General features: G+C 40.2%; 15 protein-coding genes and 4 pseudogenes. 4 read left to right on the top strand and 15 right to left on the bottom strand.

The annotated features are described in order from the left end of the window. Positions 1-413: 413 nt before the first annotated feature. Together ACGF49_RS14935 and ACGF49_RS14930 are read right to left on the bottom strand one after the other, a co-directional pair. Positions 414-719: a Cro/Cl family transcriptional regulator gene (locus ACGF49_RS14935; protein ID WP_113041250.1), complete on the bottom strand. Its 306-nt coding sequence runs from the start codon at positions 717-719 to the stop codon at positions 414-416. Positions 720-1,594: 875 nt separating this feature from the next. Further along, a complete protein-coding gene (locus tag ACGF49_RS14930) occupies positions 1,595-2,629 on the bottom strand; it encodes an alpha/beta hydrolase family protein (RefSeq protein ID WP_387491646.1) in 1,035 nt (344 codons plus the stop codon). 145 nt (positions 2,630-2,774) lie between these two features. On the opposite strand from ACGF49_RS14930, the gene ACGF49_RS14925 reads away from it, so the two are divergent. Both ACGF49_RS14925 and ACGF49_RS14920 read left to right on the top strand, forming a co-directional pair. Next, complete coding sequence (locus ACGF49_RS14925) at positions 2,775-3,113, top strand: hypothetical protein (protein ID WP_349010563.1); 339 nt, start codon at positions 2,775-2,777, stop codon at positions 3,111-3,113. A 12-nt stretch (positions 3,114-3,125) separates the two neighbouring features. Continuing rightward, the gene (locus tag ACGF49_RS14920; RefSeq protein WP_349010565.1) at positions 3,126-3,674 is read left to right on the top strand and encodes a DNA-3-methyladenine glycosylase 2 family protein; all 549 of its coding nucleotides are present in this window, start codon (positions 3,126-3,128) and stop codon (positions 3,672-3,674) included. Positions 3,675-3,785: 111 nt separating this feature from the next. On the opposite strand, the gene ACGF49_RS14915 is transcribed toward ACGF49_RS14920, so the two are convergent. From ACGF49_RS14915 to ACGF49_RS14855, 13 genes and pseudogenes are all read right to left on the bottom strand, one after another. After that, positions 3,786-4,235 (bottom strand): hypothetical protein, encoded by a 450-nt coding sequence (locus ACGF49_RS14915; protein WP_387491643.1) that lies wholly within the window; start codon positions 4,233-4,235, stop codon positions 3,786-3,788. 115 nt (positions 4,236-4,350) lie between these two features. Continuing rightward, positions 4,351-5,886: a DUF6973 domain-containing protein gene (locus ACGF49_RS14910; RefSeq protein ID WP_262977906.1), complete on the bottom strand. Its 1,536-nt coding sequence runs from the start codon at positions 5,884-5,886 to the stop codon at positions 4,351-4,353. 898 nt (positions 5,887-6,784) lie between these two features. Continuing rightward, entirely contained in the window at positions 6,785-7,408 is a 624-nt protein-coding gene (gene ycaC / locus ACGF49_RS14905) for an isochorismate family cysteine hydrolase YcaC (RefSeq protein ID WP_113041256.1), read from the bottom strand. Between the two features lie 120 nt (positions 7,409-7,528). Further along, positions 7,529-7,720 (bottom strand): hypothetical protein, encoded by a 192-nt coding sequence (locus ACGF49_RS14900; RefSeq protein ID WP_262405107.1) that lies wholly within the window; start codon positions 7,718-7,720, stop codon positions 7,529-7,531. 31 nt (positions 7,721-7,751) lie between these two features. Further along, positions 7,752-8,628 (bottom strand): annotated as a pseudogene (locus tag ACGF49_RS14895) (hypothetical protein). 269 nt (positions 8,629-8,897) lie between these two features. Further along, the gene (locus ACGF49_RS14890; RefSeq protein WP_113041257.1) at positions 8,898-9,218 is read right to left on the bottom strand and encodes a TA system toxin CbtA family protein; all 321 of its coding nucleotides are present in this window, start codon (positions 9,216-9,218) and stop codon (positions 8,898-8,900) included. A gap of 20 nt (positions 9,219-9,238) precedes the next feature. Continuing rightward, a pseudogene (locus ACGF49_RS14885) lies at positions 9,239-9,564 on the bottom strand (type IV toxin-antitoxin system YeeU family antitoxin). A 12-nt stretch (positions 9,565-9,576) separates the two neighbouring features. After that, positions 9,577-10,047 carry a DNA repair protein RadC gene (gene radC / locus ACGF49_RS14880; RefSeq protein ID WP_113041258.1) on the bottom strand — a complete coding sequence of 157 codons (471 nt, stop codon included), beginning with the start codon at positions 10,045-10,047 and terminating at the stop codon, positions 9,577-9,579. Positions 10,048-10,115: 68 nt separating this feature from the next. Further along, positions 10,116-10,937 (bottom strand): annotated as a pseudogene (locus ACGF49_RS14875) (DUF932 domain-containing protein). Between the two features lie 42 nt (positions 10,938-10,979). Further along, entirely contained in the window at positions 10,980-11,261 is a 282-nt protein-coding gene (locus ACGF49_RS14870) for a hypothetical protein (protein WP_228902798.1), read from the bottom strand. 61 nt (positions 11,262-11,322) lie between these two features. Continuing rightward, on the bottom strand, positions 11,323-12,012 hold the full coding sequence (locus ACGF49_RS14865; protein ID WP_113041259.1) for a YafY family protein: 690 nt from the start codon (positions 12,010-12,012) through the stop codon (positions 11,323-11,325). 192 nt (positions 12,013-12,204) lie between these two features. Continuing rightward, entirely contained in the window at positions 12,205-13,098 is an 894-nt protein-coding gene (locus tag ACGF49_RS14860) for a GTPase family protein (protein ID WP_113041260.1), read from the bottom strand. Positions 13,099-13,282: 184 nt separating this feature from the next. Beyond that, positions 13,283-13,822, bottom strand: coding sequence for a hypothetical protein (locus ACGF49_RS14855; RefSeq protein WP_191214742.1), 540 nt, complete (start codon positions 13,820-13,822; stop codon positions 13,283-13,285). A 204-nt stretch (positions 13,823-14,026) separates the two neighbouring features. Here ACGF49_RS14855 and ACGF49_RS14850 point away from each other — a divergent pair. Continuing rightward, positions 14,027-14,494: pseudogene (locus ACGF49_RS14850) on the top strand (helix-turn-helix domain-containing protein); the annotation flags it as partial. Positions 14,495-14,744: 250 nt separating this feature from the next. Then, positions 14,745-15,806 carry an AAA family ATPase gene (locus ACGF49_RS14845; RefSeq protein WP_113041261.1) on the top strand — a complete coding sequence of 354 codons (1,062 nt, stop codon included), beginning with the start codon at positions 14,745-14,747 and terminating at the stop codon, positions 15,804-15,806. The last annotated feature ends 7 nt before the right edge of the window (positions 15,807-15,813 follow it).

The raw sequence follows: 15,813 nt of genomic DNA, 5'->3' as shown, positions 1-15,813 counted from the left end.
GGTACAATTACAGAGTTGAAAAATAAATTATAGAAATTATAATCGATGTATTGATCGTATAACTATATGCCGCTCTTCAGGTAATATTAATTATAACTCTCCACGTTTAGATCAAACTAATAGTATGTAAAATAGAGGAAATTTAGTTTCTTTCTATACCATTATTACCACAGATAAATAAACTGCGTTTATTTATCTGATTTTATTACTTTAATTACATAACAATTCATTAAAATAGAAAAAGGCAGAGCGATAATATTACCATTCTGCCTTTGACTAAGTGCATCTAGCAGAAAATATCTTTTTGAATTTAATAAAACCAGCTCTATATGATTATATCTTTCAAACAAAATTCAATTATTCTACAGAATATATTATTCTACGCACTCATTTAGAAATTTAACAAATACTTCTTAAATTTCAACTCCTACTATATATTTTATCTTAGTAAGATTACTTTTTGCGATTTTTACTTTCACTTCTAATTTTTCATGAAGAACACGTAAAAGAGAAAGATAGAGCAGCACAATCTTGTCTTTATCTTTATCACCATCAATGAGTAATAGATGAAAATCATCAACTACGCCTAAAATATTTAGACTAACGATAACTGAGCTGGGTGACAGAATATCAATATTGACCTTCTCTACTTTACCCACTTTAAGCTCATCATCGACAATTAGCTCTTCATTTAATAAAATATCTTTCTTAATTATCATAATATAAACTCCAAAATTTAATCTAACTAATTGATAAATAACTTATATCACTCAAAAATATATACAATAAGCTATTTATCTTGCCCACACAAAACGGTAACCATTTTCACTAGAAAATAAGGTGTTTATCAGGAATTTATCCAGCATTTAGATAATATCTATAGCATTTTTGATGCCATATTGATGCTTTATCTAATACATATAACTATAGATGCCATTAATGTATTGTCAATAAAATAAAAAAATAAATTTAATTAATTTAAAATCAATATTTTATTACCCAATGGAAAATAAAAAAGATATTACATCCTGTAATGAGCAGGATATTTCAGTAATTTTTTCAATCGAATATAATGACAGAGATAAATAATAATGAAAAATAATGAAAAATAAACAGCTATTTCCCTCTACTCTACAAAAGCTAAAGTCGAGAACATCATTTCATAAACAACAAATAATTCATAACGTTTTAACACTATATTTTGTAGAAATAACAAGCGGTATATTAATCAAGTGATGATTTATAGTAAATATTATAATTACATCCCATTCACCCATTATAATAACAAATGAGATATGGAATTAATAACAATCACTACGCAAAAATAATACAAAAAAACGTGGTGTCAATTTTGACTATACCACGTTTTATTTCCAAATTTAATATCACTTCCCAATATGAAAAAATCGGCGAATTAATACTATTTTAGATAACAGACGGTTATCCATAATCCCTATACCCTATGGATTTCAAGATGCATCGCGACGGCAAGGGGGTGAATCCCCGGGAGCATAACAAACTATGTGGCCGGGGTGAGTGAGTGCAGCCAACAAAGAGGCAACTTGAAGGATAACGGGTATATACCCTATGGATTTCAAGATGCATCGCGGCGGCAAGGGAGCGAATCCCCGGGAGCATAGATAACTATGTGACCGGGGTGAGTGAGTGCAGCCAACAAAGAGGCAACTTGAAAGACGACGGGTATAGATAACCAATTCTTTATATCTTCAACTATAGGAGTAATCTGCAAAACACCTTCACTATTCCTAAATCCATGACTTAGACCTGGGTATTGATAAAAGGTAATATTATCTTTCTTTAATTGTTCTTCCATTTTTATCGCTGAGCCAGCGCTGACGGAATTATCATTTAGTGTTTGAATAATCAAGATAGGTCTTTTAGTTTGACTTAACACTTTATATTGATCAATACCAAGTGAGATTCTCCACCAATTAGCACCGTGATTACTCATCTCTATATGACCCATATTATTCCCGGTAGCTATTTTTTGCTGAAAATCCCTAAATTCTTTAATTGCTTCATCGATATGCTCTGGTGGCACCTCACTCCTCATACTATGAATAACATCATCAGCGAAATACCGACCTCCACCATTCAGTGACACAGTTCTATCAATATAATTGACTTGTGATGTAATTAAATTAGCAACCACTGCCCCTTCACTTCCACCCAAAATAATGATCTTGTTATATTTATTCTGATGTTTCAGATAATCAATGATCTGAATATAATCCTTAACTCGCTGCTCTGGCGTATCCAACTGAATATAAACCTTGGGACAATCTGAACGCTCAACAACATCAGACCAAGGGAGTGATGCATTAATGCCATATTTTTCCACAGTCAGAACATCACTATCGGGATAAATATCGCTGAATGTATTATTCACAAACTTATTATTAGCGATACTATTACAATCAGAGCCCTGTATCAGCACCAATAGATTCTTACCACCTCTTTGCTTAAGATAGTAAGTTATTTCACTACCATCATGACGGAAAAACTGTTTATGCATATTTGTATTTGAGTAAGCAAAACCTATACAACATGAAAAAAGTAGAACAGATGTCAAAATTTTCTGTCGTAAATTAAAATAATATGCTTTCATTAATCCCTCCTTTAACTAACATATACAAAGACCACAAATTAACGATATTGTTCCTGTCAGAAAAAATTTTAAAATTTAAAAACAAGGTTCAGTGATTTTTTATCCAAAGTGCTAACTAAAACACCCATACCTTTGGAGAGAAGAAATGCAAACAACTTTATCCACAGAAATTACATTACCCGATAATTATCATACCCACGATTTTTTCGCTCTTCATCAAAGGGATAAACAAAATATCGCTGAAATTGTGGAACAGAATAAAATTCAAAAAGGGATGATGTGGGATGACAAACCTGCGGAATTAACCATAGCGATTAATGCAAAAACCGCACATATACAACTTAAGATTGATGGTGACACAACAGGCCCTGATGAGCGCTTATCTACTTTAGCATCACATATGCTAGGGCTTCTACAGCCAGTTCATCTATTTGAGTGTTTATATAAAGAACACCCGGTTATTGGTTCACTTATTGCCAGATAATCAGGTCTAAAAATTTATCAATCGGCCACACCGTTTGAAGCATTAAGTTGGGCGGTTATAGGCCAACAGATCAGCGTCAGTGCAGCCATCTCTATTCGCAGGAGATTTATTCAGGCAATGGGCGTTCAGCACTCTTCCGGGCTATGGTGCTTTCCAACCGCCAGACAAATTGTCAACCATTCAGAAGATGAATTACGCCAATGCGGATTTTCCGTCAGCAAAGCCAAGGCATTACTCCGCTTAAGTCAATTAATTGAATCTGGTGAATTAACATTAGCAATCTCTAATAGTGAGACAGATATTCAGCAATTGATAGATAATCTACTCGCTATAAAAGGCATTGGTATGTGGACAATTAACTATTCCCTGTTACGAGGATTTAACTATTTAAATGGCTCATTGCATGGCGACGTCGCAGTAAGACGTAATATCCAAAGATTATTCAATCAAAATGAAAAAGTTTCCGCAGAACAAGCAGAAAAATGGTTGGCAGATTTCGCCCCCTGGAAAGCCCTATTAGCCGCACATTTATGGCAACAAGAATCAAGTGCAGGGTATTGATGTTGTTGTTAGTTTTCATTTCTTTAGCTGGTATGGTGTATTGTTGCTATTATTTAGTAAACCCGGCAAATATCACCGGGTATTATGATGCGTTTTTTTAACATCAAGGCATCATGATGGTTTTCGGAATGATGAGGGGTTCCTCTGAACCTGCTGCTCATTAGCGGAAGAAAATAAATAGTAAATTTTGTCCTCTACTGATGGGTCTCCTTTCATTTTTATGACAATTTTGGGAGCTTCTCTGGGAACACGATAATAAGCTATAAGCCCTTTTTCCTGATTCTCATAATCAAAATCGAGAACCAAAATTTTTTCATCCCCTGAATCCGGATAATAATAATACTCTTCGAAATAAACCACTTGCCCATCCTTAACAAAGATAATCTTGGAAAAGATATCAGTCCTTTCCTTTAACTCAGCACCAATGACAGACTTAATTTCGTCAAGATTCCAGCCACTATCAATAACATACAAAGTGTCCCATTTAAACGGCGTGATTTTGCTGATGTTAACCACGCAGTCTGTGTTTTGCTGGCAATGTTTATCAGCATAATCAAACATACTCTTCACAATGCTAAACTGTCGGTTACTATTGAACACAAAAAAAACTATCAGCAATGTACATGAAAAAAAAATGATTTTATTTTTTCTGCTGTTCCAATTGCATCGCCAATAGTTACTCAGGTGAAAAGCCATCTTCATTTCCTCTTTCAAATACCGAGTTCATATAAGAAAACTGCTCATCGGTGATTTTTTCTTTGACAATCTCAAACCCCATCGCATTTTTCTTGGCAACATACAGTCCCTCTTTATGAAAGCGATTCAACACTGCCTTGGCCTGCGCTTTCATTGACGAGTTCCCGCTCTGTAGGCCAATCCTACGCCCTATCTGGTTATTGAGTAAATCAATTGTCTGATCAGCGTCCTTAAGGGCAGCAAACTGCCGGATGTTAAGATCTATTTTAGGATTACTTTCATGAGCATTGCCTGCATGGAGTGCGACTTCCTCACCATACCGAGCAGCAATGGTAGCTTGCCATAGTGTATGCCGGAAAGCATTGACCTGGGAGCCTTCCTTATATTTATTATCCAGTAATGTACCATTGGGGTTCGTTTTACTATTCCCCTGGGTTGAAAAACGTACCGCATTAGTCGTGATATTGGTAGCACCTCTTTCGTAGAGCCCAATATCATAGGCTGCAATAGGGTGCCGCATCGCAAATAAGATTTCCTTCATTTTCTGAGGCAAGTTATTGCTCTCACCAGTATAAGCACCATACCAGTCTTCAGAATAGCTAGCATCTTCTCCTGTTCCATACCCATATTTTTTATCAAAATCAGCTAAGTATGTAGTTAATTTTTTTATTTTCCCTACCTCATTATTAATATTACCATTTGCTTTTATTAATTCATTTAAAACAAAAAGATTTCTTTCTGTCAGCGGCATATTATCATGTAGCTCTTTTATAGCTTTATTATAATTTACTTCTCCTATAGATCCTTTAAGGTTATTATAAAATTTATCATATTTTGAATCTCTTGCATCCCTTCCATAAACAAATATTTGTAAAACAGCTTGAATTTTAACTGGTAGTAATCTAAATGAATTTATCTTCTGCTCTAAAAAGAATCGATCATCAAAAAATTCTCTCAGAGTATTTACATTTGAATTAATTCTTCCTTCAAACTTAGATACATAACTCATTACAACAGGTAATGTTGAATTAAAAACGTATCTATTAGCCATAATTGGTCTGGTGATATTTGGATTACCCATCAAAAATGCTTTTTTCTCTGAGCCAAATTTTTTTATCCCCCTCAATATATTCTCACAATCTCTTTTTAAAACCGGACAATCTTTTTTTTCACAAATAGGGCAATTCTCTTTGTTATATTTATCTTTATAAGTATTAACTATATCCGCAAAGCCAATGCCTCCCATTGGAGCATATTTAGCACCATCTGTTAGTGCCTTTACCATTTGCCCAGAACTCATGTAACCACCAGTTGCTGAAAAATTTGGCAAAAAACTTGTTTCTGAATCTAATTGTAATTTATCCTGAATTTCAATTTTTTGATCATTAGAATCAAAGGGAGAACTACCTTCATAATATGAAATTGGGTGAACACCTTCAATATGAACATCATATGGACCTATTTTAGTATTCATTGAACCACCAACCGCAACATTAGGTTTATCATTATTACTCATAAAAAACTATCTCTCTTTAATTTTACTTTTAAATTTAATGAAATCTTTTACTAGCTAAGAAAATCTATTACATAAATTTCTCAGCAGAAATTAAAATTTACATACTACATTGCATTAGCATAATAAGTGAAAATAATTTTGCCTATACTATAAAATAACTTTCTTTATTAAAAAATAATTCATTATATTTATTAATGTTTTCGATGCTATCGTATTCACTCTCAAAAACAGCAGTTATGAGTTCATCAGGCTGAACATCTCTCACTAAAAAAAGCTACCATTCTTTCTATAATCTCGTTTACTTTTATCATCCTCTTAACTTCTTCAAGTATTCGAGCTAATGCCTTTTTATTATCTAGTTGATTAAAATATTCTCTAATTTTAATGTATGCCTCAATCTGAGGCATTCTTAATTTCTTATTTCCCTCAACATTAACTGCTGTATAAAAAATAAGACATACATATTCCTTTTACTCTACCTATTATATAATCATCATTAAACTCATATTCATGTAAAATAGTCTATGTAGTATGGAATTTATAACTTGGTCGCTCAATAAATTATTTTTCACTTTTCCTAATTGTTTCATTTACGCTATCCATTCCAATGAAAACACAATAATATTTCACAGTATATAATCCTATGAATAATTTAATTACCTAATAAGATGGAACTGTAATTATAAGGATATTACATCTTTACATTCCCCTCTCATGAAAACAAAAAAGGACCTCTGTATAGAGATCCTTTAACTATATACTGTCAGTTATTAGAATCAATAATATCCCCGGAAAGTCTGCAAGGCAGGATTATCACTGTAATCGGATAGGGTTCCTGTAACATAATTATCCATTAATGTAATCATGACTCAGCCCTTCCTGTTGCATGACATCGTTGTTACTCCTTTGTCAGAAGATTAAAACTGGTCATCAGGTTACGGTAATCTGGAATATGGCTGGAGAATAGATTTGCCAGTCCTTCGATATCATTTCGCCAGTCACGATGCAGCTCACACGCAACTGCAAACCAGGTCATCAACTGAACCCCTGCTTGTGACATACGATCCCATGCTGCGTTTCGTGTCATTTCATTAAATGTACCTGATGCATCGGTTACAACAAAAACATCAAACCCTTCTTCAATCGCTGACAATGCCGGAAATGCTACGCACACTTCGGTGACAACACCTGCAATAAGAAGCTGCTTTTTACCTGTTGCTTTAACAGCCTTAACAAAGTCATCATTGTCCCAAGCATTAATGTTACCAGGTCTGGCAATGTAAGGCGCATCAGGGAACTGCTCCCTTAACTCAGGGATCAGTGGCCCATTTGGTCCGGTTTCGAAACTAGTGGTAAGAATTGTAGGAAGGTGGAAGTACTTAGCAAGATCGCTTAATGCCAGAATGTTATTCTTAAATTTGTCAGGCTCAATATCACGTACCAGAGAAATCAATCCGGTCTGGTGGTCAACCAGCAGAACGGCTACTTTATTTTTATCGAGTCGGACGTAAGGTACACCCATATTAACCTCCTTCATTGGGGATGTTTTTACTAAAAAATCAGATGAAACATTTCTTACTTAAACGTAGACCATTCAGTTGGATTTATTGGTTATTTCTCTATGCAATTTTGACGTGAGTCCTCAATTATGCCCCCACATATTTTTCCGACCATCATTGGAGAAATAAGCATTTATTCGCGGTTCAACGGAAACATGATGATGTTTGATCTCTACCCTCTCCTGCCAAAGAGCAAAACCGAGTGAGATGCTGACGATAATGATGCCGACAAACGCGAGGATAGTGTCCCGGTACTCATTGAAAACATGACGCATAGACGCATAAATGTTGTCTCCCTACCCTGAATTACGCGATCCGATGTAGGATCTTCTCCAGAAAGTCATTGGCCTGATGTCTATGTAGGTAGTCCTTCACTTCCCTCTCCCAAGATTCGCCATCACCCAGCACGGCACGGCTATGGGTAGATGCATAGAGATAGCGCGTATCATATAGATTGATTAGTGTCTGGTTAATGCCATCGATATTGCAGCCGAAGTTATTGCGTTGCTGCACTTCTAATGCCCGCAGCACCCGTACCTGATACTCTGGATCCGGCACGAACGTCCGTTCACTGAGTTCGCTGAGCACTAGGAACTGCGGTGGGATCCCTTCTTCGATTGCCGCCCCACCACCAATCCACCAGCGAGATGCGCTTAGGGGTTATCAGATCGGGGAAATCTTCGCCGTATAGTGCCCAGTCACAACCGATATTCCCGGCGCTGGCAGGCGCGTGAAAACACCAGCACTCAACCGGTATCTGTCGTTCAAGGGTATAAGGCGCAGTGGGCGCGACGGGTGACATGGGCCGCAACAACCAGCGGCGGGCGGGCAAAAGCGTAACGGAGGACTCTAGCAGATGACGGGCAAAATAGCGGCACCATCCACCGGTCCATGCTTGCGGCCCAGCACGTTGAATCGACCCCACCTCCTGCGAAGTCATGGGCGGCAACAGTGCGTGCTGGTCCAGATGATCTGTGTTAAACACCAGCCAAACGCCGGAATGATCTTTTAACATCGAGGCCCAGAATAGCGGCGTCTCGCGAATATACAGTGTCATGCGGCCATTATGGCCGCTACACATTTCCATCGCTGCAACCGCAGCGGGATCCGCCTGATTATGCAGTTCCAGCCCCTGCCAAGTGTTGTTCCGGTCGAGAAGATCCTTCCACCAGTAGTGCGACATGTGATTTTCCTTGTACCAAAGATAGGAAAAGTTTAAGGCAATGAGAGGAAGATGCAAATGGCGATCCGTTGAACGATGCACACGTTACCCAATTAATGTTACAACAATTTGTTGAGTTTGATGGTGTTCAAAAGAACTCAATTGGCGATCACAGGAGTCGCATTAGATGGATAATCATGTTGAATTTATTGAGTATTTTTCTATGCGATTTGTGAGTATGCCCCCAATTATGCCCCCACATGTTTTTCCTTGTCAGTTAACTGGTTAAATTATAAACGTTCCATGTTGAGTTTAAATCGCGCTCGGTGGACATCCATAGATGTTAACCAAGGTTCTTGATCTTGCACAGAGAAGCCTTTTTGGTCAATACGAACTAGCTCATAGCGTTCAACCAGAAAATTTACGGCATCGGCCAGAGTAATACCGGCCTCAATGTGTTCCTGAATAACAGTTTCATCACTGAACGGCGTGTCGTTTAGCGTCAGGCCATAGTGCTGTTCCAGCAAGCTTGTCAGTAACATTTGCCAGACAGCCACGGGCGACAGACATGGCTTCGCCGCCTGTGGAGTTGTTGCAGGTTGAGTATTCATGTTTGCTCTCGTGAAATTAGTTAGCGTTGAGTGGGATAAGCGGCGATGTACACGTAGCCGCAACTGCCAAGGTGTCGGCTTCGCAGGTAAAACCGTTGTGGTAGAGCGTGACACAGTGATGATGGCAGGGGGTCAGTTCACCAGTGGTCAGCATCGATTCCATCTGGCTGATAAAGTGCAGAAATGCGTCATTCAATTTGAAGCATTCCGTATCGCTGAAATTGCCCATTAAACCAGCCCTGTCAGCCAGATAATGCAGCCAGTTGCCTTCCTGAACTAATCTGGCACCAAACCGTGGAACAATTTCTCTTTGTAGTCCCCATTCATGGGCTGGTATTAATGACATGAAAACCTCCTTTTAAAGTAATCCCAGCTCAGCAAATGAAATTGTCTCATTCCCGACTACGAGATGATCCAGCACACGCACTTCCACCAGCGCCAGCGCTTTCACGATCCGCTGAGTAATATTTTTATCTTGCTGGCTGATTTCTGTCGTACCAGATGGATGGTTGTACGCCAGAATTACCGCAGCAGCATTATGCTTCAGGGCCGATTTCACCACTTCGCGGGGATGCACCTCGGTATGGCTCAGAGTGCCGGTAAACAGTGTTTCTCGTTCCAACAAACAGTGCTGATTGTCGAGATACATCACGATGAAAACTTCACGCTCAAGGTGTGCCATCCTGAGTTGAAGCCAGGTTTTAGTAACGCTGGTGCTAGTAAATGATTCACTGGGTTGACGCTGATACTTCTCCAGCAATCGCAGTGCGCGGTGAATAACACGTTGCTCGTTTACAGGAAATTCCGGGAATAAATTGAGTGCAGACATAATTGTTCCTTAAAGCAAAAAGCCCTACGAGTTTAGTCGTAGGGGCAAAAGAGCCTTCATGATAGAGTTTATGAAGCAAGTTGCAGCATATTCTCAGCCATAACCCACAGTGCTCGATTGAGCTTCACATCACCGTCGATACCTTTCACTGCACGGGTATGTGCGCGTTTACCTTTGATGGTTCGTCCCGATAGCCCACCTTTAATCAGGTTTTCTTGAATGCGTTGGTAGGTAGTCCAAAGGTCGTTGCTTTCATCCTGCCATCTGCGTGGCGAAAGTATCTGCGATTCCGTCACTGGTTGATGCTCTTCACCAAAGCGATAGGTTAATGCAGCTTTCGCCATTGCCTGCTGAGCGGGTGGCGGTAACAGAAGTGACTGCATGGCATCGCGCTTCTCTTCTACCCGGTCAAATATTCCGAGCACTTCATAAGCTCCTTCAATCACTTTCTCCACCACATTTCCTTTATGCGGTACGCGCACTTCGCCAAAACTCTCACCGCATATTAGCCCGTTCTAGCAAACCGCACGGAACAATCCCGGCAGCATCTGGTATGAGCTTGAACCGTCATGGCTATTGAGCAGAATTATTTCTGGCACCTGTTTGCCGGTAATTTGTCCTTCGCGACGCAGGCGCAGCATGTGTTTGGTGTGCTCTCGCTTACTCAGATCTCGCACGCGGGTCTGGCAGGCAAAGAACGGTTGAAAACCCTCGCGTTGAAGGTTGTCGAGGAGGGTAATGGTAGGGATGTAAGTGTAACGCTCACTGCGGGATTCATGCTTTTCTTCACTGAAGACACTCGGAACGTAATGCGCCAGTTCATCTTGGGTTAACGGGCGATCACGGCGCACTAAATTGACCGCACCAAAGCGGCTGGCTAATCGGGTCATAATTAATTCCTTCGGGCATAAAAGCGAAAAGGCCATACTTCCCTAGGGATGTATGGCCTCAGCATGCTGATAATGTTTTGGATATCTTTTGTCGCAGTGGTGGTTTGCACAGCCTGATAGTTCGGTAGAGCCCCGTCCGTTGCATTGCGGTTGCTGCTCAATCAAACCTATTGTTGCGGGTCTTACGCGAACAAGTACTCGTCCATCATCAGTGTAGGACTGACAAAAAGTCCCACTCACTTGCCATGCTGCGGAAACATTAAAAGCTGAGGCACCTAACATCACTGTCAGTATCGTAGTTTTAAGAGGTATGATTATTTTCATTAAAGGTTCTCCATAACAGATAAGATATACAGGCTAAATCAGGTCTTCCTGATAGCTGGGACTAATAGCGAAATGTGTTAATAACATCACTGATAAGAGGAAAATGCGGTAGTGCCGCAATAAAGCACTCACCAGCAGTCAGGTATGAAATATCTTCGCGACGTTTAAAGCGCCCCTCATCAAGCGTGACAGCGCCAATACTGGTCAGAGCAAACACACGGATTTTTCCCGACTGGCACACCACCAGATACCATTCCTCCACATAGTGAATAAGACGGTAAGGCTCCAATGCTTCATGACACTCCCCTTCAACCAACACAGTGATTTGTCGTTTCTGGCTGATAGCCTGCACAAGATGGGAAAAGAACTCGGGTAACGCGACATGGGATTTCAAGGGGGCATGCCAGATCAGACAAGGTGAAGTCCCGGACTCGTTCATTAGCAGGTTCATTAGTTGCCTGTCTTGCACCGGGATTATCCGCGCAATCCCTGTGGTACGGATAAACGAGAATGCGCCAGATGAATAATCGGGTGGTTGGCAATCATTCAAACGGTATCGTCCATTTTCATCCAGAATATCCAGGTGGATTAGCCTCTGATTGAAGTCACGTTGTAAAGTGCGTTCAGAGACACCGAATTCATCCACCAGAGATTTGAGTGAGAGTGTTTCTCCCGAAAGCAGACGGCTAATAATGACCGATAATCTGATCGCCAGTCGGTCGTAACGTGAGTCTTGCTCGTTGACGGACATATGGCCTCTCAGGGCAATAAATATGTTTCTATTTCATTCGGTTATTATGCAGCACAGGCCGGACACGTTATGTCGGCAAAGATAGGTTAAAGTACTGAAATCTGAAAAATAGTGCGGCACGATAACGCATTGTTAAGAAAGGTTTTGTCTGATAAACATTCATCATAGCGACACAACCTGACGGAGATGGAGTTAGCCAAAGACTCTGTCCCACAACACGGCGGCAAGTTGCACTAGTTTTTGGCGCAGTGTTCTCAAAAAGATGGTCCAGCCTGATGGGAAAGAGTCAGGGTTTATCACCGTATCAAATGCAGTTCCTGCCATCTCGCCAAACCGCTGGCGTACAGCATCGTTGCTCTCTGTGGTTAGGTTCTCTGGTTTCAATTGGCGATAAAAGGCGCTGCTAGCCTGTATCGGTAATGCATGCACTATAAGCTCTACAAGGACAGTCAGGTTGTAGCCAGTATGAGCGGAAACTGCTATTACCGGATAAGAAGAGGGAAACTGACCCGCAATTTGGGCGCTGATGGCGGCCAATGAAAGGCATTGTGTTGGAGAAGGCCGATCCCTGCACTCAGAGTTAGTTGGCAACGGAGGAATACATTCAGCCTGTGTTATCACAAATAAGAAACGTGATGCATCAGCGCCATTAGAAAGTAATAATCGGTGCGTTGTAATATCTATTGCCCGAGCGCGGTCTTCAGCCCGTAATACCCAAATAACCAAATCCAGTTCAACAAACAAACGATGATAGAGCGCCATATACTCAGCATCGAACTCAGGAGTTTCGCCCACACCAGGAAGATCGATAAGGGTTATGCTGCGTTCGCCCACAGTGAGGACCAAGCGCTGTGGCTCACGGGTACAAGCCATAAGCTCGCTAGTCAGACAAATTTGCTCCTGGAATAGTGCGTTGCAAAGGCTGCTTTTACCTGCGCCGGTTTTACCCATAATTCCAATCACTGGCTCGTAGTCGATGGATTGCTTTAATTGCTTCAGGATGCGTTCAGTTGTAGAGAAGGGTAGGAAGCTAAGGCAGGCTTGGAATGCGTTTACCGCATCCTGTGAATCAGTGTGTTTGGACATAAGGCGCTCCTTTGAATGTATTACCTGAAAGTCTTTCGGTACTTCAAAGGGGTAATGAGGGTGTGAAATTTTTTGGAATGGTAGTGGTAAGTTAACTTACTGTATTGTCGCCACAAAGCGTGGAAAAATGAGCGCCAAAAACGACAATTTTGGCGCTATTTGTGTATGGTATTGCATCACCTCTTCAACTTAGTTTAAGACCACTTCCGAAGGCGTCGCCTGACCCTGGTAGTGTGTCAAACACATACTCTGGGATGATAAAAAAGGTAGTCTCTTTGCTCTGCCTGCCCATGAAATAGAAAAAGCTAACGATTTGGCTCATCTCCCCGACGTCAACAACCTGAAGTGAGAAAAAGCTGTTGTAGAGATCAACAATTTCTTGGGGACTCTCAATAGCTGCGCCAAAAAAGTGCCGTAGATATCGCCTTAGAAGTAGGTACATGCATCTTTCGTAGTTGTCCCTGCCCCATGCCCGAAATGGATGCCTTGTGGATAAAGCCGTATCGTCAAACCAACGCTGAATCCTCATGAAACGCATCAGGAAGCGGTCACGATCACCTGTTAAGATCGCATAAAACATGATAGCAGCCACTAATTCAACATAGATAGGAAGAAGACCCTCGTAATCTCGCCGAATACCTTGAAGAAATTTAACAATGTCATGGTGCCCTAAGCGTAATAATTCCTCAATTAACAGCTTTAGTAGGGGAAATTCATGATGCATCCCCCTAAACTCCAGCTGTTTAGCGTAATTGCCATAAAAGTACTTTAGTTTGCCAATTGATGAAAGTTCTTCGTCTACTACCTTTTTTCCAAATCGTGTAACTAAATAAATTTTCAAAATAGTAGATCACTGGAAGGGAACTCAGTCCGATTTTTGCGATCTGATCAATTGCGAAAAATCCCAAACCCCAACACGGACTGAGTGATGCCTATCATAGCACCCATACCTCAAGATGAATGCCAGAAAATGAGAAAACTTATCCATAAAACTCGCGATAAGAACTATTCCCGTCGATTGACGGCGCTATTGATGCTCAATGAGGGATTGACGGTGACTTATGTTGCTAAAACCCTTCACGCCGCGCGTTCTTCCGTCAATCGTTGGGTTGAGTGGTTTACGTTATATGGGCTCGAAGGACTCAAAAGTTTACCCGTTGGCCGACCTGCTGTCTGGGATCTCTCCCCTCTCTATAACTTATTGCTTGTCTTATTACAGCAATCCCCCCAAGAATTAGGCTATCTCCGCTCTCGCTGGAGCCTTGAGCTCATGACTCATACCCTTAATGAATGACTCAACCTCTCTCTGACGCAAAATGTCCTCTATCGTTACTTTGCTCAGGCGGGGATTGTCTGGCGCAGAGCGGCACCCACGGTGAAACAACCTGATCCTGAAAACGTCATATCAAGATGTTTTGGGCAGTATACCTAAGAGTTGTAACTTGATAGATAACCGTCCCAGGTGAGTTTACTGCATTCTTCATCTGAGGGGGCGTCCTATAAGAGGACAGCATCGAACTCCTGCGTAACTGTCCGTACGTTCTCGCCATAAAATGTATACAAAATTGGTAAACTTTATGAGGAAAAAGAACTATAATATACCATGTTTTATTTTTTGCATTATAAATCAATGAATTGGTGGTTACGTGAATGGTAAATTGATTGTGCGGTTGGTGGACTCAGCGCTGTCAGGCAAGTTGGAGCAAGTGAAAATCATTGCTAATATTTTAAGCAGTGAGCTGCGCACAACTGACCCCGAGTCAAGTAAGCAATTATCAAAAATGATTGGTAATTCATTACGCTCAGCGCCAGAAAGGATCAATCCGCACCTCATAAAAGGTGAGGAAAATAACACGTTTTTATTCGATGCAAAAAAGAATGATGATGAATTGAATAAATTAGTGCTGTGCTCACAAAACAAAGAGGCTCTAAGCCAAGTTATTAAAGAGCACAAAAATGCGAGAAAACTAGCTCAACATAAATTAGAGCCAATCAAAACTCTTATTTTTAAAGGGCCGCCGGGTGTTGGAAAAACACTTACAGCAGAATGGCTAGCTCGTGAAATGGGATTGCCGATTAAAGTAGTAAATTTAGCTGCCATAATGAGTAGTTTATTAGGGCAGTCAGGTAATAATTTAATAAATATATTTAAAGAGGCATCTAATACTCCATGTATCTTATTGCTCGATGAATTTGATTCATTAGCAAAGAAAAGAGATGATGAACGCGATATTGGCGAGCTTAAACGACTGGTCACTGTGTTATTACAAGCAATAGATCATTGGCCTAGCACTTCTATATTAATAGCGGCTACTAATCATGCTGAGCTTCTTGATCCTGCGATCTGGAGACGGTTCGAAATAAAACTCGATTTTAAATATCCGCAAGACAAGGAAATAAAAGAGTTTCTGTTAAATTTAACCGGTAATAAAAAAATAGCTGATTTATCAATTTTGTTCAAGGGTATGTCATATAGTGATATCAGAAATGATATAAATCTTATCCAAAAATCAGTTATTTTGGATAATAAAGATATGATTTCACAATTAGCGACATCTTTTTTAAAGAATGGAGAAAAAGATAATTTCACGCTGGAAGAAAAAAAGAATATTGCTGTGCATTTAGTAACAGCAAATGTTTCACAACGTAAGGTTTCCGAAATATTAAATATTTCTAGGCCTACGATAAAAAAAGCTCTTTCTGAATAAGGGATGT

Origin of the sequence: Photorhabdus sp. RM96S (assembly GCF_042879335.1) — a bacterium.
GTDB classification, from domain to species: domain Bacteria; phylum Pseudomonadota; class Gammaproteobacteria; order Enterobacterales; family Enterobacteriaceae; genus Photorhabdus; species Photorhabdus kayaii.
Note: the sequence above shows the minus strand (reverse complement) of the source record. Positions and strands in the feature narration are given on the sequence as shown.

Bases quoted from the DNA above. Each gene is read 5' to 3' on its own strand.
- ACGF49_RS14935 (WP_113041250.1), bottom strand. From the start codon at position 719: ATGATAATTAAGAAAGATATTTTATTAAATGAAGAGCTAATTGTCGAT.
- ACGF49_RS14930 (WP_387491646.1), bottom strand. From the start codon at position 2,629: ATGAAAGCATATTATTTTAATTTACGACAGAAAATTTTGACATCTGTT.
- ACGF49_RS14925 (WP_349010563.1), top strand. From the start codon at position 2,775: ATGCAAACAACTTTATCCACAGAAATTACATTACCCGATAATTATCAT.
- ACGF49_RS14915 (WP_387491643.1), bottom strand. From the start codon at position 4,235: ATGTTTGATTATGCTGATAAACATTGCCAGCAAAACACAGACTGCGTG.
- ACGF49_RS14910 (WP_262977906.1), bottom strand. From the start codon at position 5,886: ATGAGTAATAATGATAAACCTAATGTTGCGGTTGGTGGTTCAATGAAT.
- ycaC (WP_113041256.1), bottom strand. From the start codon at position 7,408: ATGGGTGTACCTTACGTCCGACTCGATAAAAATAAAGTAGCCGTTCTG.
- ACGF49_RS14900 (WP_262405107.1), bottom strand. From the start codon at position 7,720: ATGCGTCATGTTTTCAATGAGTACCGGGACACTATCCTCGCGTTTGTC.
- ACGF49_RS14890 (WP_113041257.1), bottom strand. From the start codon at position 9,218: ATGAATACTCAACCTGCAACAACTCCACAGGCGGCGAAGCCATGTCTG.
- radC (WP_113041258.1), bottom strand. From the start codon at position 10,047: ATGTCTGCACTCAATTTATTCCCGGAATTTCCTGTAAACGAGCAACGT.
- ACGF49_RS14870 (WP_228902798.1), bottom strand. From the start codon at position 11,261: ATGAAAATAATCATACCTCTTAAAACTACGATACTGACAGTGATGTTA.
- ACGF49_RS14865 (WP_113041259.1), bottom strand. From the start codon at position 12,012: ATGTCCGTCAACGAGCAAGACTCACGTTACGACCGACTGGCGATCAGA.
- ACGF49_RS14860 (WP_113041260.1), bottom strand. From the start codon at position 13,098: ATGTCCAAACACACTGATTCACAGGATGCGGTAAACGCATTCCAAGCC.
- ACGF49_RS14855 (WP_191214742.1), bottom strand. From the start codon at position 13,822: ATGCATCATGAATTTCCCCTACTAAAGCTGTTAATTGAGGAATTATTA.